The 18,647-nt window shown below is 64.5% G+C and carries 17 protein-coding genes; 11 read left to right on the top strand and 6 right to left on the bottom strand.

Going from position 1 to position 18,647, the window contains the following annotated elements; translation table 11 throughout:
* Positions 1-14 precede the first annotated feature (14 nt).
* Together ABID59_RS05770 and ABID59_RS05765 are read left to right on the top strand one after the other, a co-directional pair.
* Positions 15-1,271, top strand: a complete 1,257-nt coding sequence (locus ABID59_RS05770; protein WP_354082734.1) for an MFS transporter — start codon at positions 15-17, stop codon at positions 1,269-1,271.
* Between the two features lie 220 nt (positions 1,272-1,491).
* Positions 1,492-1,929, top strand: a complete 438-nt coding sequence (locus ABID59_RS05765; RefSeq protein ID WP_148748792.1) for a DoxX family protein — start codon at positions 1,492-1,494, stop codon at positions 1,927-1,929.
* A 135-nt stretch (positions 1,930-2,064) separates the two neighbouring features.
* On the opposite strand, the gene ABID59_RS05760 is transcribed toward ABID59_RS05765, so the two are convergent.
* Entirely contained in the window at positions 2,065-2,304 is a 240-nt protein-coding gene (locus ABID59_RS05760; RefSeq protein WP_354082733.1) for a hypothetical protein, read from the bottom strand.
* Here ABID59_RS05760 and ABID59_RS05755 point away from each other — a divergent pair.
* Complete coding sequence (locus tag ABID59_RS05755; RefSeq protein ID WP_354082732.1) at positions 2,287-3,981, top strand: methyl-accepting chemotaxis protein; 1,695 nt, start codon at positions 2,287-2,289, stop codon at positions 3,979-3,981. The two genes, ABID59_RS05760 and ABID59_RS05755, sit on opposite strands and share 18 nt — an antisense overlap.
* A 220-nt stretch (positions 3,982-4,201) precedes the next feature.
* On the opposite strand, the gene ABID59_RS05750 is transcribed toward ABID59_RS05755, so the two are convergent.
* Positions 4,202-8,008 (bottom strand): YhdP family protein, encoded by a 3,807-nt coding sequence (locus ABID59_RS05750; RefSeq protein WP_354083110.1) that lies wholly within the window; start codon positions 8,006-8,008, stop codon positions 4,202-4,204.
* Between the two features lie 204 nt (positions 8,009-8,212).
* Here ABID59_RS05750 and ABID59_RS05745 point away from each other — a divergent pair, with 204 nt between their 5' ends.
* Entirely contained in the window at positions 8,213-8,977 is a 765-nt protein-coding gene (locus ABID59_RS05745) for a peroxiredoxin (RefSeq protein ID WP_354082731.1), read from the top strand.
* A gap of 111 nt (positions 8,978-9,088) precedes the next feature.
* A complete protein-coding gene (locus ABID59_RS05740) occupies positions 9,089-10,450 on the top strand; it encodes a M23 family metallopeptidase (RefSeq protein WP_354082730.1) in 1,362 nt (453 codons plus the stop codon).
* On the opposite strand, the gene ABID59_RS05735 is transcribed toward ABID59_RS05740, so the two are convergent.
* Complete coding sequence (locus ABID59_RS05735; RefSeq protein ID WP_187434578.1) at positions 10,447-11,373, bottom strand: LysR family transcriptional regulator; 927 nt, start codon at positions 11,371-11,373, stop codon at positions 10,447-10,449. The genes ABID59_RS05740 and ABID59_RS05735 overlap by 4 nt on opposite strands.
* Positions 11,374-11,387: 14 nt before the next feature.
* Complete coding sequence (locus ABID59_RS05730) at positions 11,388-11,522, bottom strand: hypothetical protein (RefSeq protein WP_354082729.1); 135 nt, start codon at positions 11,520-11,522, stop codon at positions 11,388-11,390.
* Between ABID59_RS05730 and ABID59_RS05725 the strand changes: the two genes are divergently transcribed.
* The 6 genes from ABID59_RS05725 to ABID59_RS05700 are packed head-to-tail and all read left to right on the top strand — an operon-like array spanning position 11,505 to position 16,421.
* Entirely contained in the window at positions 11,505-12,179 is a 675-nt protein-coding gene (locus tag ABID59_RS05725) for an RraA family protein (protein WP_354033488.1), read from the top strand. The two genes, ABID59_RS05730 and ABID59_RS05725, sit on opposite strands and share 18 nt — an antisense overlap.
* Positions 12,176-13,393, top strand: coding sequence for an aspartate transaminase (locus ABID59_RS05720; protein WP_354082728.1), 1,218 nt, complete (start codon positions 12,176-12,178; stop codon positions 13,391-13,393). Before ABID59_RS05725 ends, ABID59_RS05720 begins: the two co-directional genes overlap by 4 nt.
* Before the next feature lie 25 nt (positions 13,394-13,418).
* Complete coding sequence (locus ABID59_RS05715) at positions 13,419-14,237, top strand: ABC transporter substrate-binding protein (protein WP_148748783.1); 819 nt, start codon at positions 13,419-13,421, stop codon at positions 14,235-14,237.
* A gap of 35 nt (positions 14,238-14,272) precedes the next feature.
* Positions 14,273-14,986, top strand: a complete 714-nt coding sequence (locus tag ABID59_RS05710; protein WP_246229562.1) for an amino acid ABC transporter permease — start codon at positions 14,273-14,275, stop codon at positions 14,984-14,986.
* Complete coding sequence (locus tag ABID59_RS05705) at positions 14,986-15,690, top strand: amino acid ABC transporter permease (RefSeq protein ID WP_354082727.1); 705 nt, start codon at positions 14,986-14,988, stop codon at positions 15,688-15,690. Before ABID59_RS05710 ends, ABID59_RS05705 begins: the two co-directional genes overlap by 1 nt.
* Before the next feature lie 8 nt (positions 15,691-15,698).
* Entirely contained in the window at positions 15,699-16,421 is a 723-nt protein-coding gene (locus ABID59_RS05700) for an amino acid ABC transporter ATP-binding protein (protein ID WP_354082726.1), read from the top strand.
* 19 nt (positions 16,422-16,440) lie between these two features.
* Here the strand turns inward: ABID59_RS05700 and ABID59_RS05695 are convergent, their stop codons facing one another.
* Both ABID59_RS05695 and ABID59_RS05690 read right to left on the bottom strand, forming a co-directional pair.
* Positions 16,441-17,625 (bottom strand): DUF5666 domain-containing protein, encoded by a 1,185-nt coding sequence (locus ABID59_RS05695; RefSeq protein ID WP_354082725.1) that lies wholly within the window; start codon positions 17,623-17,625, stop codon positions 16,441-16,443.
* Complete coding sequence (locus ABID59_RS05690) at positions 17,625-18,524, bottom strand: DUF6502 family protein (protein ID WP_354082724.1); 900 nt, start codon at positions 18,522-18,524, stop codon at positions 17,625-17,627. Before ABID59_RS05690 ends, ABID59_RS05695 begins: the two co-directional genes overlap by 1 nt.
* Positions 18,525-18,647: the final 123 nt, after the last annotated feature.

Below are 18,647 nucleotides of genomic sequence, written 5' to 3'. Positions count from 1 at the left end.
GCTCCCTGACGGCAATGGATCAGAACACGCCCCGGGAAACGTCGACGGAACAAGGAAGCACGCAGCAGGACGCGGTGCGCACCGCGCTTGTCGTGCTCGCGCTGTGCTTCACGCTGGCCGTGCTCGGGCGGGGCTTAAGCGAAAGCTTCACCGTCTTCCTCAAGCCGATCTCCGAAAATTTCGGCTGGGATCGCGCGCAGGTGGTTTCGATCTACTCGCTGACCTGGCTCATCAGCGGACTGACTGCGCCGCTGGTTGGCCGCCTGTTCGATCATTCCGGACCGCGCATCGTCTACGCGCTCGGCCTGCTGCTGCTCGGCTCGGCCTTCCTGATCGCAGGCCATGCGCAGGCGCTCTGGCAATTTCAGCTCTCGATCGGATTGTGCGTCGGCATTGGCGTCGCCTTTATCGGCAACGTGCCGAACTCGATCCTGCTCGGCCGCTGGTTCGGGCCAAAGCTGCCGACCGCGATGGCGGTGGTGTACTCGGCGATGGGCGGCGGCGTGCTGGCGCTGCTGCCGGCCTCGCAGCTGCTGATCGATCATCTCGGTTGGCGCGAGACCTATCAGGTCTACGGCTTCGCCGCGCTTGGTCTGCTGGTGCCGCTCATGCTGCTGCCGTGGCGCCTGTTCGCGTCGGGCTCGCCTCATGTCGTCAAGAAGACCGATCCGGATTTCATCGACGACGGCTGGACGCTTCTGAGCGCGATGCGTCACCATGCCTTCTGGGCGCTGTTCTCGACCTTCTTCTTCACCGCCGTCGGCATGTATGCGATCGCGGCCCAGATCGTGGCCTATCTGATCGATGCGGGCTTTCCCCCGCTCCAGGCCGCAACCGCCTGGGGTTTTTCCGGCGTGGTGCTGGTGTTCGGCATGATCGGGGTGTCCGCGCTCGACGGGCTGATCGGGCGCCGGCCGTCCGTGCTGCTGAGCTACGCGATCTCGATCCTCGGCATCGCCCTGCTCTGGCTGTTGCAATATTTGCCGAACCTCATCCTGCTGACCGGCTTCGTCGTCTGCTTCGGCAGCATGATGGGCTCGCGCGGACCGCTGATCACCGCAACTGCGATGAAGATTTTTCGGGGCAAGCGGGTCGGCACCATCTACGGCACGATCTCGATCGGCAGCGGTTCGGGCTCGGCCTTCGGCTCCTGGAGCGGCGGCCTGATCCATGACGCCACCCACGGCTATAACGCGCTGCTCGTGTTCGCACTTGCGAGCGTGGTGCTCGGAATGATCCCATTCCTGATCGTGCCCGCCTTGCGGCGCTAGGTTTCCCGGAGGTAACCTGAACTCATTCGTGTCACCGGGGAACTACGGGCGGGCACGACGCGTAGATGCTCAGAAAATGCGGATGGCGCGCGGCTAAAATCACAGCCTGCGGTGTTTTGACCGATATGACAAAAATGTCAGCGCAAATTGACCTGGCGCAGCTTGCAGGGCGGAACCGAATGCGGTCCTAGTCGCAGCATTGGATGGAGGGCACAAACCAATGAACTTTCCTTATCTCACTCGCTTTCAGCCGGTTCTCTTGAGCCTGTTTCGCTTCATCACGGGACTGCTGCTGTTCCAGTACGGTGTCGCCAAGCTGTTCAAGTTTCCTGCGCTGCCCTACTTCGCCGACATCCCGCCGCTGATCTACGCGGCCGGCACGCTCGAGCTGGTGCTCGGTGCGGCCCTGATGCTCGGCCTGTTCACCCGGCTATCAGCTTTCATCCTGTCGGGCGAAATGGCGTTCGCTTACTTCATGGGCCACATGCTCAAGACAGGCACGCCGGTGCTCCTGCCGCTGCTCAACGGCGGCACCGCCGCGATCCTGTTCTGCTTCGCCTGCCTCTACGTCTCGGCAGCTGGCGGTGGTCCGGTCAGCGTCGATGCGCTGATCGGCAAGGAGAGTGACGCACCGGGCGGCGCCTTCGCGCGGCGCTGAGGCGCGCGCAACCGATCCGCAGACCCGGCACTGGCATTTCGCCGGTGCCGGTTCAGCGCGAGCCCAGCACGTTCCAAATGAGAACGAGGGCCGCCACAAGAAGCACGGACATGATGATGCGGTGAACGAATCGGTTCATTGCCCGTCCAGCCAGGCTCGATCACAACCAAAGTCTGGAATCGTTCTGTTCCCGCAAAAATACCGGCGCACGGCATCGCGTCGCGATTTGCCTGCACGATTGCGCATAGGGCTGCGAAGGATCACCCGCGCGGCGGCCGCGCGCACGCCTGTCTTCATGATTGGTAAGAACTTCATGTTAGCCATGAGAGCAATAACAAACATGTCGTAGGGGCTGTGATGAAGCTGCTGAGCCATTTGAAGATCCGCACCAAGCTTGCCAGCATGGTGTGCCTCGCAGCCCTCACAGTCACGGCCATCATCGCGGGATCGACCGTGCTCAGCAAGAGCCGCATGATGGACGACCGGGTCCAGCAGATGAAGGCCGCGGTCGACCTGCTCCACGGCCTCGCGCAGAGTTTCCAGGATGACGCCGCCGCCGGCAAGATGACGGCGGACGAGGCCAAGCTGCAGTTTCGCCAGCGTGCCCGCAACATGAAGTTCGGCGGCGGCCAGGGCTATCCTGTCGTCTACAATCCCGACACGTCGATCCTGGTCAATGGCGCCAATCCGCAGCTCGAAGGCAAGATCACAGGCGCCAAGGATTCCAATGGCGTCCTGATTGCCGATGCTCAGCTCAACGCCGCCAGGCAGGCGCCGCAGGGCGGCGTCACATCCTATCTCTACCCGCGCCCCGGCCAGACCGAGCCCGTCCGCAAGACCGTGTTCGTCCGCCAGTTCACGCCCTGGAACGCCACGTTCAGTTACGGCCTCTATGTCGACGATATCGATGCTGACGTGCGCGCGCTCACGCTCGAGCTCGCCGCGATCGGCGGCGGCTTGATGCTGCTGATGGCAGCGCTGTCCTGGCTGATCGCCCGCGACGTGCTCAGCGCACTCGACCGCCAGAAGACCCGCATGCAGGACATCGCCGACGGCGCCATCGACAAGCCGGTCGAGGAGACCGATCGCGGCGACGAGATCGGCCGCATGGCCGAGACGCTCGAAGTGCTCAGGCAGACCGCCTTGACGGCGCGCACGCTGGAAGCCGAACAGGTCGCGGCCAAGGCCCGCGGCGAGCAGGAAAAGCGCGACGCTTTGATTTCCCTCGCCGACCGCTTCGATGCGTCGGTCGGTCAGCTCGTCGGCCTGATGGCCTCGGGCTCCGGCGAGCTGGAGACCACGGCCAAGTCGATGTCGTCGACCGCCGAGGGCACCAACCGCCGCGCCGCCGTGGTCGGCTCGGCCGCGACCGAAGCCAGCCAGCGCGTCCAGACGGTGGCGGCCGCCGCCGAAGAGCTCTCCTCCTCCATCACTGAAATCAGCCGTCAGGTCGCGCAATCGGCCGAAGTCACCGGCCGCGCGGTCGAGAGCGCACGCCACACCGACACCATCGTGCGCGCGCTGTCCGACGGCGCCCAACAGATCGAGCACGTCGCCGAGCTGATCTCCAGCATCGCCGCGCAGACCAATCTGCTCGCGCTCAATGCCACCATCGAGGCCGCGCGAGCCGGTGAGGCCGGCCGCGGCTTCGCCGTCGTCGCCTCCGAAGTGAAATCGCTGGCGAGCCAGACCGCGGAAGCCACCCGCGAGATCGGCGACAAGATCGCCCAGATCCAGGGAGCGACCAAGGAGGCCGTGGACGCCATCGGCGGCATTACCGCGACCATCGAGGAGGTCAGCCGCATCGCCACCTCGATCGGCGCCGCGATCGAGGAGCAAGGCGCGGCCACCGCCGAGATCGCCCGCAGCGTCTCGCAAACGGCCGAAGCCACCAGGGAAGTCACCACGAATATCGGTGGCGTCAGCACGGCAGCCAACGAGACGGGCAATGCCGCGGGCATGGTCCTCACTGCCGCGTCAAACCTCTCCAAGCAGGCCGAGCAGCTCTCGGGCGAAGTTGGCACGTTCCTGGCGGGCGTGCGCGCGGCGTAAACGGCGCGGTCTCGATTGGTCCGGACCGTACCGTGCGACCGCATTCGTGGCCTATCCTTCGAGACGATCGCTTCGCGATCTCCTCAGGATGAGGTCGTGCTTATGGTGGGATTCGATATCTGGCAGCAAGACCTGACCTCATCCTGAGGGCTCGCCGGAGGCGGGCGTCTCGAAGGATGGCCACAGATGATTTGAGCCGCGACGAAGCGGCCTTCTGCGCTTAACGCTGCGAGAGCTTGCAACCGCTCGACAGCGGCCTTGCCGTGGTCGTCGGGCTGTCGCCGGACTGCGACGACGGCAGCTCGTCGAACGGCGTGTTCTGTTTGCCGGTATTGAACTCGAAGATCTTGCGGAACACGCCGGGCACCATCGCGGAGATCGGATTGACGCGCATCACGGGAGCCGCAGGCGTGCCGACGACCTCGTAGGTGACGCCGATCAGCCCCTCCTTGTCGCCGCCGCCGAGGAAGAGGCCAAATAACGGGATCTGGCCGAAGATGTTGTTCACGCCATACATCGGCACGAAGGTGCCGCTCATGCACACCTGGTTGCCGGGATAATCGATCGACCCCTCGATGGTGGCGCCGATCATCGGCCCCTTGACCAGGCCATCGCGGACCGTGAGCGCGCCGTTCTGCCGGGTGAACTCGGCACGCAAGGCGCTGAAGGAAACGCCGCTGCCCCCCGGAGTGCCGTTCGGCGCGCCCGCGGCGACGCGCTCCAGCTGCGCCTCGCCCTTCACCGTGAAGTCGCGCACGTTGATGAGACCTTCGCGCGCCGTGGTCGGCTCGGATGTCGGCGGCTCCATCGCCACCACCATCTGGCCGCCGATCGCCTTGGTATAGGTGTCGGTGAACTTCAGCAGCGATCCGGCATCATTGGTCTGGAGATAGATTACCTCGCGGCTGCCCTGCGCACGCCCGCCGCGCAAGTCCGCCGCTACCGGCGTGTTCTGGCCGATCCGGCCGCTCAGCGAGAACGCCTTGATCGCCCCGCTGCGTTTCGACACCTTGGCATCGACGCTGCGCATCGCCTCGCCGTTGAAGCCCGCGACCGTACCGAGTTTCACGTCGATGTCGAAATCGACGTTCTTCAGCTTGCTCTTGCCGTCGTCCTTGGAATTGCCTGAGATCGCCGACTTCAGGAAGCCGCGGCCGTCGAAGACGTCGCCGCGCATCGTGCCACGGACCACGCCGTCCTGACCGCGCTCCACCTTCAGCGACGTCTTGTCGCCATCGGACGGCGCGTAGATCGGGAAGTTCGCATTCATGAGGTCGCCGTTCGGGTCGACTTCCAGCGAGCCCTTGATCGAAGCGCCGCCGCCTTCGATGACGATGTCATCGAGCCGGGTCGACTGTGCCGTCGGCACCACCTTGAACGTCGCCTTGCTCGACTTGCCCGGCAGCTTGACCCAGCCGGGCAGGATGTTGTCGAGCTTGACCGAGGTGAGGTCAGCCTCGATGCCGAGCTTCGTGGTCTGGTCAGGGCCACCGGCAATCCTGCCCGACACCTTGACCGGCACCGACCCGCTGACGGCAGGACTGAGGTCGAAGCCAAGGCGCGCACGGCCGGCGTCATCCAGCGTCGTCTGCAGCTTGACGTCCGCATCGCCATCGGTCGCCTTGCGGTAGTCGAGCGAGGCCGCCTGCCCGTTGATCTTGACGTCGCCCTTGACCTGGTAGCCCTGGTTGTTGGCGACGATCTTGAGATTGTTGGCCTCGAGCTTCTGGTTCATCACCAGCTTGTCGGCAGCAAAGCCGTTGAGATCGGCAGTGACGGCGTAGACGGTGTCCGCCCTGGTCAGCTCGCCCTTGACCGGCAGGCCGAGCTGGATATTGGCCGTGAAGGTGCCCTTGGCCGTGTTGGGATCGACGACGGTCGACGACAGATCGCTCAGGCGATCGTTGGACAACATTTCGGCCGCCGCCGGCACTGGACCATCGACACGGAATCGGGTCCGCGACGGCGAGGGTTTCGGCGCCATGTCCGGCACCTCGAAGGTGAAGTCGGAGATGGTGATCTTGCGGCCCGCGGGCGTGTCGGCAATGCCCTGAGCGATATTCACGGTGGCGGTGCGTCCGGTCACGTGGGCCTTCAGATCGGCGTCGTGCACAATCGGCATGCCGTCAACGGGACGAACCGCGACGCCGCTTGCCACGATGTTGACCGACAGGCCGTCATCGGGAATGGGCGGTCCCTTGCGCGGAAGGTTCCGCGTCGGCGAGTTGATGCCGACCTCGATGCGTTGAAGCGTGCCGCGCTCGATCCGCTCGATCACCCATTGGCGCAACTCGGGCACCACCAGTGTCGGCCACATCCGCTTCAGCGCGGAGGCCGACATCGGCGTTCCCGCAAAGCCGAGCGTCAGGCGCGGCTCGCCGGAATAATCGATCGCACCGGTGCCGGCGACGCCGATCTCGCCGTTGGAGATGTCAGCCTGCGTCAGCAGCATGCGCTTGTGATCGGTGTCGAAGCGGAAGCCGATCGCGATACGGTTGAAGACGAGCGGCGGCTCGTTGTCGATGCCACCGAGCAGGATCGAACCGCCGCTGAAGCCGAGCTGCCAGTCGTTGGTGGTGCCGTTGGGCGGCTCGAGGTGGGCGAGCAGAGTCATGCGATTGGCGCCGGAGATGATCTTGAACGGTGCGACCAGCACCCGCCGTCCCGCATCCCACTCGACGTTGATCTCAGCCGAGTCGATCGCCATCGGATAATCGGGCGTGTCGGTGTCGATGATATTGCCCGCGCCGATCGTGACCTTGCCGCGGAAGAACGTCGGCACGCCGTCGCGGCCGAGCTCACCCTTGAGCTCGCCGGTCAGAGGCAGGTCGGCCGTATAGGTGAGGTCCTTGACGCGCAGCGCGAGCAGGATGTTGGCGGTCGAGACCTTGTCGGCGCGGATATCGATCGAGCGTACGCCATTCTCGCTCGGTCCGATCGTGGCGCGCAGCGACCACGGGCGCGCGCCCTCTTCGCCGAAGCTGAGCGCGACGCCGCCATGGGTCGGTCGGCGCAGGCTGAGCGTGATGTTCTCAAACGTCCATTTGCTGCCGCGCTGCTGATCGTCGACGATCAGATTGCCGTTCTTGAGACCGATCTCGTTGAGGTTCTGGCCGTCGAGTCCGGTCAAGCTCAGGCTGTCGAGCCAGTCGAGGCCCTGAAGAATTCCACTCTGCGCGACCGGCTGAGGTGCGGCCAGGGACGCGTCGGGGGTCGCAGGCGCCATCCCGAACGGCGGCGGCGGAACGCCATTGCGCGGGAATGTCGGCGGCAGGCCCGCTTCCTTCTTGGACGCGACGCCGGTTGCGAGCGGCTTCGCCGTGTCGCCGGCTGACACCGTGACGGTCCCGTCAGGTGCGATCCGGATCGCAAGCTCGGCATCGACGAGGTTGAGGCTTTCGGCGCGCAGATGCCCGGTGAGAAGTGCTGCCCCCGACAGCCGCACCTCGGCCTTCGGTGCGCTGGCGACGATGGCATGGTCGTGATCGCGGACGATGATGTCGCGGATACGCACAGCAATCCGGACCCGCCCGGCGCGCTCGATCTGGGTGCCGCCGACCTCCACGGTGTTACCGTGGCCGATATTGTCCTCGATGGCAGCGGCGAGCCAGGGCGTCGCCAGGTCGAGATTGATCGGACCGGCACCAAGGCGCCACCACAGCGCTCCAAAGCAGCCGACGAAGATGACGATCAGGGCGCCGAGGACGAGAGCCATCCAGCGCAGCCAGCGTCCGCTCGGCAGCACCCGCCGAAACGCTGAGAAACCGTCACCGACGGGGATGCGCGAACTGGAACGCGACAACAGGCGGCGTGCGCGATGACCCGCCTCCTCTTCCTGGTCTTGATCCCAGTCGGCCTCGTCCCATTCCGGCAGCGTGTGATGACCGCCGCGCCGATCGACGTCCCGATTGTGATCCTGGGGCGACGTATTCCTAGCCATTGCCTCTCGATACAGGCGCCCGTCATAGGATCGAGCGCCGCCGGGACCGCAGCCGTCGACGGGAATCGACGCTTCCCGCCCCGGCATTGGCGCCATACCTCGAATGTTCCTGCTGTTCGTCATTTCGCCCCGGGAGCGCGTTCAACGAGCAGTGGGGTGGTGCGTGGAATTCCTTGTAACCATACTCCGTCGCCGCCAAAATTGCCCAGCCGAGGGCGCGAATCCGGCATACCGGACGAGAGCTGCAATACCGCTTTGGTTGACCCGTCGAAAGCGACGAAAGGAAGGCGTATGTCCAAGAAATCCCGAAAGAAATCGCCCAAAACGCCCTCCGGCAGTCCGACCGCTAAAAAGAAGACCCAGAAAACACGGGCGTCGACGCAAACACGTGGCGCGAAAACACATCCGACATCGGCAAGCAAATTAAGCAAAGCAGGCGCCAAGGCAGCATCGCATAAGGCCGCATCGAAACGGTTAAAATCTTCTGAAAAAACCTCTAAGCCCGCCGCGTCGGCGTCGGCCGTTTCAGCAAAGTCGTTGTCAGCAAGGTCCCTGTCAGCAAAGTCCCTGTCAGCAAAGTCCCTGTCAGCAAAGTCCTTGGCCGAGGGCCAGAAGGCGCCGGCCTTCCGCCTGCCGCGCGACGGCGGCAACGTCGTCACCCTGTCGGACTATGCCGGCCAGAAGCTCGTCCTGTTCTTCTACCCTCGCGCCGACACACCGGGCTGCACCCGCGAGGCGATCGACTTCACCCGGCTCAAGGACGCCTTTACCGCTGCCGGCACCGCCGTTCTCGGCATTTCGGCCGATCCGTTAAAGGCCCAGGAGAAGTTCCGCGACAAGCACAGCCTCGGCATCCCCCTGATCTCGGACGAGCAGCATGAGATGCTGGAGGCGTATGGCGCGTGGGGCGAAAAATCCATGTACGGCAAGAGCTTCCTCGGGATTCTTCGCACCACGGTGCTGATTGGATCCGACGGCAAGGTGGCCAGGATCTGGCGCAATGTCCGGGTCGACGGACATGCGGACGAGGTGCTGCTAGCTGCAAGAAGTCTTTAACCAGCCCGTTAAAATCGAGCGTTCCCGTTTCCGAAAAATTAACCATGACTGGCCCAGATTGCTGCGGCAATTGAGCCGCAAGGAACCGTTCCGATCGGCGCGGGAGTGCCGATGTCGAAAAGTTCTGCCCAACATTCGCAGTACCCTCATCATCACCCCCACGACCACGGACGCGCCTTCCATCGCCGTGCTGCCCCGGCGGCCGCTGCGATTCCCCTGCCCGATGCCGACGACGCCTACACGATCCTGCATCACGGCAAGCAGGTTCGCCTCGGACCTGTCGTGTTCTGGATCGTGGTCGGCACCGTCGTGCTGCTGGGGCTGTGGTCAGCGGCGACCGCCACCTATTTCGCCTTCCGCGACGACGTCCTGACCCGGCTGATCGCCCGTCAGGCCGAGATGCAATACGCCTATGAGGACCGCATCGCCGAGCTGCGCGCCAAGGTCGACCGTACCACCAGTCGGCAATTGCTCGACCAGGAGCAGTTCGACCAGAAGCTCGACCAGATCATGAAGCGCCAGACGGCGCTGGAGTCCAGGGCCACGGCGCTGGGCGCCATGCCTGATGTCACCGGGTCAATCCCGCGCGCGGCGTCGCAGCGTGGCGACGCGAACCAGACGACGACGCAAGGCACACCCAAACCGTCGCCAATCAGCGACACCGTGATCTTCGTAGCGCCGCCTGACCGCGAAGCCCGGCTCGAATCGCGTGCGCCGGCCGTGATCGCCCCGCCGATCAATCAATTCGCCAAGAATCAGGGCTTCGACAATGTCCTGGTCCGGCTGACGAACTCGCTCGATCAGGTCGAGCGCCGCCAGGTTGCGGCGCTCAGCGCCGTCGAGGAAGGCATGGATTCGCGGATGCGGCGGATGCGCGGCGTGGTCAGCGACCTCGGCCTGAACCTCGCCAATCTCGAGGCCGCCGTGCCGCGCGCCGCGATGGGCGGTCCGTTCGTGCCGGTGAAGCTCACCGCGAACGCAGGTCCCTTCGAGAAGCAGCTCTATCGCATCAACGTCACCCGCGCCGACATGGACCGGCTCAATCGCACCCTGGCGCAGGTGCCCTATCGCAAGCCGGTCGTCGGCGAGGTCGAATTCACCTCCGGCTTCGGCGTGCGCAGCGATCCCTTCCTCGGCCGGCCCGCAATGCATACCGGCCTCGATTTCCGTGCCGCGACCGGCGATCCGGCGCGCGTCACGGCCAACGGCAAGGTGGTCTCGGCCGGCTGGTCCGGCGGTTATGGCCGCATGGTCGAGGTCGATCACGGCAACGGGCTGTCGACCCGCTACGGCCATCTCTCCGAGATCAACGTCAAGGTCGGTGAGATCGTGAAGATCGGCCAGGTCATCGGCCTCGTCGGCTCGACGGGACGTTCCACCGGCCCGCATCTACACTACGAAACCCGCATCGATGGCGAAGCTGTCGATCCGCAGAAGTTTTTGCGCGCCGGCGTGCGTCTCAGCGCGGGCTAGGCCCCTCGGACACGCCGCGCCGACAAGCCTCGAAGCGAGAAGTCGCAGCATTCACGCGCAATCCGCGCGATCTGCCCGGCCAGCGGATCGACGGCGTCCGCACGCGTCACGGCAAAATATCTGATCTGCGGGATGGCCGGCGACGTCCTGATCGTGCGCAAGAGACCGATCTCGATCTCATGCCGGAAATACTGCTCGGTGAGAAAGGTGATGCCGAGCCCCGCCACGGCAAGCGCCGAGAGGACACTCAGGCTGTTGCACTTGACGACGCGATTGAGCTTGATGCCGCTCACGCCCAGCCAATCCAGAACGAGCTTCTGCAAGCCTGATCCTTCCCCCTGGGTGAGGATCGGGTAGCGGGCGATCTCCTCCAGCGCCGCCTCATCGGCCTTGGGGCCGACGCCGGGCGCCGACATCCATTGCAGCGTAACGCTGTCGAGAGGCAGTGCGTTGAAGTCGGCACTGGCCGGCGGATCAAGACCAATCACGAGATCCAGGCGACGATCGGCGAGCTTGTCGAGCAGCACAACGCTGGACTCCACTTCGGGCTCTGGAATGACCGCCGGATAGGCTTCCTTCATGGCCACAATCAGCTTGGGGAGCCAGGTCAGCGCCACGAGTTCGGTGACGCCGAATCGGAAAGCACCACTGAAAGCCAGCGGGCCTGCCGCGACCTGGCGCATTCGCGCCTCGAGCTCCAACAGCTCAGCGGCGAGCTCGATCAGATTTTCGCCGCTGCGCGTCAGGCTGATCTTTCGACTGTTGCGATCGAACAGCGCGCTCCCGACCGTTGCTTCCAATTCGGCGATGCGCTTGGAGATAGTCGATTGCGCCAGGTTCAGCCGCTCCGCGGCGCCAACCACCCCGCCCAATTCGGCGATCCAGTAAAACGCTTCGACCTGCTTCAGTGTCAGACTCACCATGGCATCAATGCCCATCAATCGAAAAAAGCGATCTCAGACGTAGAAAAATATTCACTTTTCTTCAAGCCCACCACACGGCAGGCTTCAAGCGAAATCTGCGCTCTAGCGCACAGCCCATCGGTTTTGCCCATATGCTCCTGCCCGGTCATCGACTGCTTCCCTCACCGCCCTCGGTCCCGCCTGCAATCATCGCCGACTTTGCGGCGGCGCAGGTCGCGATCGTATCTGACAACATGAACCGGCTGCACGGCACCCGAACGCTCCGCCCGTTCCATGGCAACGGGCACCTGATCGGCACCGCGATCACCGTCAAGACTCGTGCCGGCGACAATTTCATGCTGCACAAGGCTTATGAGCTGCTCCGGCCAGGCGACGTGCTCGTGGTCGATGGCGGCGGCGATCTCAACCAGGCCCTGGTCGGTGAGATCATGATGACACGCGCGAAGGCGATGGGAGTCGCCGGCTTCGTCATCGACGGCGCCGTTCGCGACGTCGCTGCGTTCGCCGAAGCTGGCTTTCCCTGCTTCGCGCGCGGTGTCACACATCGCGGTCCCTACAAATCAGGCCCCGGAGAGATCAACGTGCCGGTCTCGATCGACGGCATGGTGGTGATGCCGGGCGATGTCATTCTCGGCGACGAGGATGGTGTCGTGGCCTTCGACCGATCCGTTGCCCCGGAGCTACTCGACCGAGTCAGACAGCAGGAAGTGCGCGAGGCCGGCGCACTGGCGGCCATCAGAGAAGGCCGCGTCGACAATTCCTATATCGGCACCGGCAACGCTCCTGCCCAAGGCGCAACGTCATGAGCCGCGCTGGTGCCATCGCCCTCGCCCCGAGGGTTCAACGGATCAAACCATCGCCAAGCATGGTCGCGCGGGATCGGGTCCGCCAGCTCCAGGCCGAGGGACGCGACGTCATCGATCTCACGGCCGGCGAGCCTGATCTCGATACGCCGAAGCATATCCGCGAAGCGGCTGCGGCCGCGCTCGAAGCGGGAGAGACGCGCTACACGCCAGTCAACGGAACGCCGACACTGCGCAAGGCGATCATCGAAAAGCTCGCCCGCGAGAACGGCGTTCGCTATGCCATGAACGAGATCTCCGTCGGCGGCGGCGCCAAGCAAGTCATCTACAACGCACTCGCCGCCACCCTCGGAGCTGGAGATGAGGTGATCATCCCCGCACCCTATTGGGTCTCGTACCCCGACATGGTCGAGGCCTGCGACGGAACGCCGGTGACCGTGAGCTGCGGCGAGAACGCGGGCTTCAGGCTGTCGGCCGAGGCTCTGGAAACAGCGATCACGCCCAAAACGCGCTGGCTCATTCTGAACTCTCCGTGCAATCCCACGGGCGCGTTCTATTCCGCCGCCGAGATCGGCGCGCTCGCCGATGTGCTGCTGCGGCATCCCCATGTCGCGGTCATGACCGACGACATTTACGAGCACATCCGCTTCGACGGCGGGGCAACTCCATGCATCGTTGCCGCCGAGCCTCGGCTGAGGGTACGGACTCTGCTGGTCAACGGCGTCTCCAAGACCTATGCCATGACTGGCTTCCGGCTTGGCTACGGCGCGGGGCCCGCAGAGCTCATCGCCGCCATGAACACGATCCAGTCGCAGTCGACGTCCTGCACGTCCGCGATCAGCCAGGCGGCGGCGACCGCAGCGCTCGAAGGCGATCAGGGTTTTGTCACTGAGGCCCGCGAGATGTATCGCCTTCGCCGCGATCGTGCGGTCGCCTTGCTGAACGGCATTCCCGGCCTTTCTTGCCTTCCGCCCGACGGCGCCTTTTATGTGTTTCCGTCTTGCGCCGGCCTGATCGGGAAGACCACGTCCGAAGGCAAGACCCTGAAGACCGATCTGGACGTCGTCATGCACTTCCTCGATGCCGCCGGCGTCGCAGTGATCGATGGCACGGCCTATGGCATGTCATCCTATCTGCGCATGTCCATCGCGACCTCATTGCCGAAGATCGAGGAAGCCTGCACACGGCTGGCGCGAATCTGTGCGGCCTTGCGCTAGTTGCAGAAGGATGAAGGAAACAGCCATGAGATTGTTCCAGATCGCCACCGCCGGACTCCTGTTGATCACCGGGGTCGTCGGCGCCGCAAAGGCCGACGAGCTTGCCGATGTGAAGGCCCGCAGCAAGCTGGTCTGTGGAACGCTCGGCACGGCCGAGCCGTTCAGCTTCCAGGATCCGAAGACGCGTGAAATCGTCGGTTACGACATCGACATCTGCCGCAAGGTCGCGGAGTCGCTCGGTGTCGCGCTCGAGATCAAGCCGATGGCCGTTGAGGCACGTATCCCCGAGCTGATACAGGGCCGGGTCGACATCCTCGCGGCCAATCTCGGCTGGTCGAAGGAACGCGCGCAACAGATCGACTACAGCTATTCGTACTTTGTCAGCGAGCAGAAGGTGCTGGTGTCTGCCGATTCCGGCATCGCGACGCTCGATCAGCTCTCCGGCAAGCGGGTTAGCGCCCTCAAGGGATCGTCCTCGGAACAGGGCGTCAGGCGTGTCATACCAACGGCAGAAACTGTGACTTTTCAGGATTCATCCTCGGCCTTTCTTGCGGTCGTTCAGGGAAAGGTCGATGGCTTTTGCGCCTCGGAGCTGATCCTGGTGAAGCTCCGCAAACAGGCGCAGGCGTCCTCGCCGATGTCGATCGTCGAGAAATCGGTCTTCCTCGAACCTTGGGGGCTCGGCGTCCGCAAGGGCGAAGCGGCTTTCAAGGATCAGGTCAACAAGGTGCTGGCCGATCTGGATGCATCGGGAGAAGCCGGCAAGATTTTTGCTAAGTGGTTCGGGCCGGGAACCGTCTATGACATGAAGCGGGATTTCAAAATCGAGGAGATCAAGGGCTGATCCCCTCACATCGAGCGCGAAACTGAACATCCGGAGTGCATGATCTTACGATGGGCTATGTCTTCGACCCGGCCGCAGTCCTGACCGGCCAATATCTGGACTGGTTCATCTGGGGACTGGCGACGACGATCGCGCTGACCGTAGCGGCCTGGCTGCTCGGAATGACGATCGGGATCATCCTGACGCTGGTCCGCATGCTTCCGTTCAGGCCGCTCGAATGGCTGGTCGCGGGTTACGTCGAATATCATCGCAACGTTCCGCTGCTGGTTCAGATCCTGGTCTGGTATTTCGGCGTCCCTCAACTGTTGCCTCGCGCCATCCGCATGTGGGTCAACAGCCACCACAGCGAGTTTCTTCTCGCGATGGTGGCGCTGGGCCTCGCCAGCGCGGCCTATATCACCGAGGATTTGCGCAGTGGAATTCGCTCGATCCCGAAGACGCAATACGAGGCCGCGCGCTCGATCGGGTTCAACTACCTCCAGGCGATGAGCTACGTGATCCTGCCGCAGGCGCTGCGCATCGTGATCCCGCCGCTGATCAACCAGACCCTGCTTCTGTTCAAGAACACCAGCCTCGCCATGGCGATCGGCGTCGGCGAGCTGACCTATCGCACGCGTGAGGTCGACAGCTACACGTTCAAGACGTTCGAGGCGTTTGCTGTCGCAACCATCCTTTATCTAGCGATCTCCTTCGCGATCATGGCGCTCGGCAGCTTCGCTGATCGGCGGCTGAAACTCGAGATCCGCTGATGCTGGAGATCCTCGAGGACAACTGGCTTCTGTTTCTGATCGGGCAATATCCGCACGGCCCCGTCGGTGGCCTCGCCATGACGCTGCTCCTCGCCGCGGCTGGTTTATCTCTCAGCTTTCCCGTCGCGATTGCGCTCGCGCTGGCGCGTCTCAGTGCGCGTCGCTGGCTTCGCGGACCGGCCACCGCCGTGGTTTACATCGTGCGCGGCCTGCCGCTGATCATGTTCATCTTCTGGACCTATTTCGCGCTGCCGCTGTTGATTGGACACACGGTCGGAGGCGTCGAGACGCTGCTCTTCGCACTTATCGTCTACGAGGCGAGCTATCTGTCGGAAATTATCCGGGCCGGGATCGAAGGCCTGCCGAAAGGCCAGGTTGAGGCGGCAAAGGCCCTGGGCCTCGGCTACTTTCCGACCACCTTCAAGATCATCCTGCCGCAAGTCCTGCACAACATGATGCCAAGCCTGGTCAGCCAGTTCGTCTCCACGATCAAGGAGACCTCGCTCGGCTACGTCATCAGCGCCAACGAGGTGACCTTTGCGGCAAGCCAGGTCAACAACCAGCTCATGACGCAACCGTTCGAGGTGTATGGCTTGCTTGCGCTGACCTATTTCACGCTTTGCTTCACCCTGACATCGGCGGCCCGCTGGCTGGAACGGCGGCTGACCGCCGAACGCGGTGGGCTCGGCGCCCAGCCGGCATGAGGGCAGCCATGATCCGCTTCGAGTCCGTCGAAAAATGGTTTGGCCAGCACCAGGTCCTGGCCGGCGTGACGGGCGAGGTGAAACGCGGCGAGGTCGTCACACTGCTCGGTTCATCGGGCTCCGGCAAATCGACGCTCATTCGTGCGGTGACGCGCCTGGAAGCCATTCAAGGCGGACAAGTGCTGTTCGAGGGAGCGGACGTCGCCGGGCGTGGTGTCGATATCAACCGTTTGCGTCAGCGCGTCGGCTTCGTATTCCAGGCGTTCAACCTGTTTCCGCATCTCACTGTCCTCGGCAACATCACGCTGGGGCTGGAACGCCTCCGAAAGATGCGCAAGGCTGCGGCCAGAGACCGCGCCATGAGCGAGCTTGACCGCGTCGGCCTGGCAGACAAGGCCGACGCCTTGCCGTCGCGCCTGTCCGGCGGACAGCGGCAACGCGTCGCGATCGCGCGCGCGCTCGCGATGGATCCGGACGTCATGCTTTTCGACGAGCCGACCAGCGCGCTCGACCCGGAAATGGTCAACGAGGTGCTGCGGGTGATGAGGACGCTGGCGCGGGATGGCATGACGATGGTTGTCGTCACGCACGAGATCGGTTTTGCGCGCGAAGTCGCGGACACAGTCTGGTTTCTGGACAAGGGTCGGATCGTCGAAAGCGGTGCACCGGCCGAGGTCCTTGATGATCCGCGTCACGACCGTCTGCGCTCCTTTCTATCGAGGGCGCGTTAGGGCCCTCTTATTTTCATCCCTAGCGCCGGCCGCCGCCCATCCCGCCGCCGGGACCGCCTAAGCCGCCACCACCCATTCCGCCACCGGGGCCCATCGGCCCACCGGGCGAGCCCATACCGCCGGGGCCTGACGGGCCGCTCGGTCCTGTTGGCGCGGGGCCTGGGTTTGCACCAGGATTAGATCCGGGCGCAGCTGGTCCGCCCGGCCGGCTGTTACCCGGGTTCGGCGTGCCGCGGTCCGGATGCATGATCGAGCCGCCGGGTGACCGGCCGGGACTGCCGCCGCCTGGCTGAGGCGTGCCCGGTCCCGGGCCGATCGCTTGCGTCGATTCGACCTGCAAGCCGCGCGAGCGATCGAACACGCCATTGACGACCATGCGCGCTTCACCGGCGGCCGGCCCGAAGCGTGAGCTGTCGCGGGCCACCAAGCCGGAGCCGAGCTGCAGGCTGGAGCCCGCACGCTGCACATAGGCCTCGATCGAGAGCCGGCTTGCGCCGACGAGATCCGAGAAATCGTCGATGCGCGTGCGCGCAGCCTGCATCGCGCCCTGGCTCGCGCTGCCCTCGATCTGGACGCGCTGGCCGACCAGCAAGGGATCGACGCCGCTCAGCTTCAACCCGCCAATACGCAGCCCGTCGGGCCCGCGCTCGACCAGGCCCGTGACGCGTTCGGCTGCGTCCTTCCGAGGCTCGACCAGGCTTGCAACGATCACGCCGTCGGTCCGGCGCAGGCCGTAGACGGCGACCTGCGTGCCGGCGCGGAGCTTGCTCTCCTTGCTGCCCGCGACGACCTTCTGGCCCAACACCGTCAGCTCATTGCCCTTGACCTGCTCGATCGGCCCGGAGACCTCGCTTGCGATCGCGATGTTGCGCGTGACGAGCGTGCCGTCGGCCTGCCGCGTCGCGACCACGCGGGCGAGCTGGCCGATGCGCAGCGCCTTCGGGCTCGCCGCCTCGCCGTCGATGCGCACCGACACGTCGCTCGCATAGGTGACCCGCTCGCCATTGACGTAGATGCTGCCGAAACGCTGGATCACGCCGACGATGCCGGTGCCGCCGATGCCATGATCGTCACCGCGCGTGATTCCGGTGCCGCCGATGCCTTGATCCGTGCCGCGCTTGACCTGCGCACGCGCGATCACCGTTCCGGCGAGCCAGAATCCGGTCAGCAGCAGTCGGCGCGAGATCAGCGGCGGCCGGCTCATCAGGAGCTGCCCTCTTTGCCATTATCCTTGCCGTTTTCCTTGCTGACGTCCTTGGCCTCGCCATCCTCGTCGGCGTCTTCGCTGTAGATGTAGATGCCGAAGTTCCAGCGCGCGTCGCCGCCCTTGTCCTTGGCAAGCGCGCGATTGGCCTCGCGGTTGGCGGTTTTCAGCGCATCCATCGCGAGCTCGCGCGAGCGTGCCTCGAGGCGCCTCGCAAGCTTCGGCGAGATGTTGTTGTAATGCACCGCGCGCTCGAGGAAGCGCGGCGCCGGCCCCGATACGTTCTCGGCGGCGGCCGCAATATGGTCGTGCAGATTGCGGCCGAGATAGTGCCACTTGCTGTCGTCCGCGCCACTCGGGACGAAAGCCGCCTCCACAAGCTCGATCTCGTCGGCCGCATTGATGGTGACGAGCTGGCGGTCGACCCATTCGTCGAGCACTGCGCGCGGGCGCACGTCCTTGGTGACGGAGGCGACGAGCTGCTCGAATGACGGCGCATCGCCCTCGGCCGTGCGCGGCAAGGCCAGCGGCTCGCCTCTCGCATCGGTGAACTCAGGCGCGGCGAGCCAGCGCGCGATCACCGCGCTCGTCAACGACAGCGCCGCCGGCGTCTCGTGCACCGGTGCGCCGGCGCCGCGCAGCCGCGCCACCTCCTTGCGGTGGATGCCGGTGAGCAGGCTGACGCGGCTGTCGGTCTGCTCCTTGCCCTCGAGCGCGAAATCATGCTCGGCGACGTTGACGAAGAGCTCGCGGAGCAGCTGCGCCAGTGCCGGAAAGGTCATGCCAGTGCGGATACAGAGCCGCACGAGCGGGCGCAGCAGCCGCGCCAGCGGCGCGTGCAGCTTTGCTGCGGCATTCGGCTCTGGAGCCGCCGCTTTAGGCCCGGACCTGGCATTCATGTCTGAATTGTACCCGCGCCATACGTGGGACACAATCCCACATCTTTCAGTTTCGCGATTGACGTGGTAAATTTTCCCACATATACGGAACCTCACTGAGGGCGCGAGGTAAAGGGACAACAC

The sequence above is a fragment of the Bradyrhizobium sp. S3.3.6 genome, from assembly GCF_040546905.1.
In the GTDB taxonomy this organism is placed as follows: domain Bacteria; phylum Pseudomonadota; class Alphaproteobacteria; order Rhizobiales; family Xanthobacteraceae; genus Bradyrhizobium; species Bradyrhizobium cytisi.
This window is presented reverse-complemented; position numbering and strand designations above follow the sequence as displayed.

What these genes read in the sequence shown, in the direction of transcription:
- ABID59_RS05720 (WP_354082728.1), top strand. Translation starts at nt 12,176, where the DNA reads ATGAGCCGCGCTGGTGCCATCGCCCTCGCCCCGAGGGTTCAACGGATC.
- ABID59_RS05760 (WP_354082733.1), bottom strand. Translation starts at nt 2,304, where the DNA reads ATGGCTCAGCAGCTTCATCACAGCCCCTACGACATGTTTGTTATTGCT.
- ABID59_RS05755 (WP_354082732.1), top strand. Translation starts at nt 2,287, where the DNA reads ATGAAGCTGCTGAGCCATTTGAAGATCCGCACCAAGCTTGCCAGCATG.
- ABID59_RS05765 (WP_148748792.1), top strand. Translation starts at nt 1,492, where the DNA reads ATGAACTTTCCTTATCTCACTCGCTTTCAGCCGGTTCTCTTGAGCCTG.
- ABID59_RS05690 (WP_354082724.1), bottom strand. Translation starts at nt 18,524, where the DNA reads ATGAATGCCAGGTCCGGGCCTAAAGCGGCGGCTCCAGAGCCGAATGCC.
- ABID59_RS05705 (WP_354082727.1), top strand. Translation starts at nt 14,986, where the DNA reads ATGCTGGAGATCCTCGAGGACAACTGGCTTCTGTTTCTGATCGGGCAA.
- ABID59_RS05735 (WP_187434578.1), bottom strand. Translation starts at nt 11,373, where the DNA reads ATGGTGAGTCTGACACTGAAGCAGGTCGAAGCGTTTTACTGGATCGCC.
- ABID59_RS05700 (WP_354082726.1), top strand. Translation starts at nt 15,699, where the DNA reads ATGATCCGCTTCGAGTCCGTCGAAAAATGGTTTGGCCAGCACCAGGTC.
- ABID59_RS05745 (WP_354082731.1), top strand. Translation starts at nt 8,213, where the DNA reads ATGTCCAAGAAATCCCGAAAGAAATCGCCCAAAACGCCCTCCGGCAGT.
- ABID59_RS05740 (WP_354082730.1), top strand. Translation starts at nt 9,089, where the DNA reads ATGTCGAAAAGTTCTGCCCAACATTCGCAGTACCCTCATCATCACCCC.
- ABID59_RS05715 (WP_148748783.1), top strand. Translation starts at nt 13,419, where the DNA reads ATGAGATTGTTCCAGATCGCCACCGCCGGACTCCTGTTGATCACCGGG.
- ABID59_RS05695 (WP_354082725.1), bottom strand. Translation starts at nt 17,625, where the DNA reads ATGAGCCGGCCGCCGCTGATCTCGCGCCGACTGCTGCTGACCGGATTC.
- ABID59_RS05725 (WP_354033488.1), top strand. Translation starts at nt 11,505, where the DNA reads ATGCTCCTGCCCGGTCATCGACTGCTTCCCTCACCGCCCTCGGTCCCG.
- ABID59_RS05770 (WP_354082734.1), top strand. Translation starts at nt 15, where the DNA reads ATGGATCAGAACACGCCCCGGGAAACGTCGACGGAACAAGGAAGCACG.
- ABID59_RS05730 (WP_354082729.1), bottom strand. Translation starts at nt 11,522, where the DNA reads ATGACCGGGCAGGAGCATATGGGCAAAACCGATGGGCTGTGCGCTAGA.
- ABID59_RS05750 (WP_354083110.1), bottom strand. Translation starts at nt 8,008, where the DNA reads ATGCCGGGGCGGGAAGCGTCGATTCCCGTCGACGGCTGCGGTCCCGGC.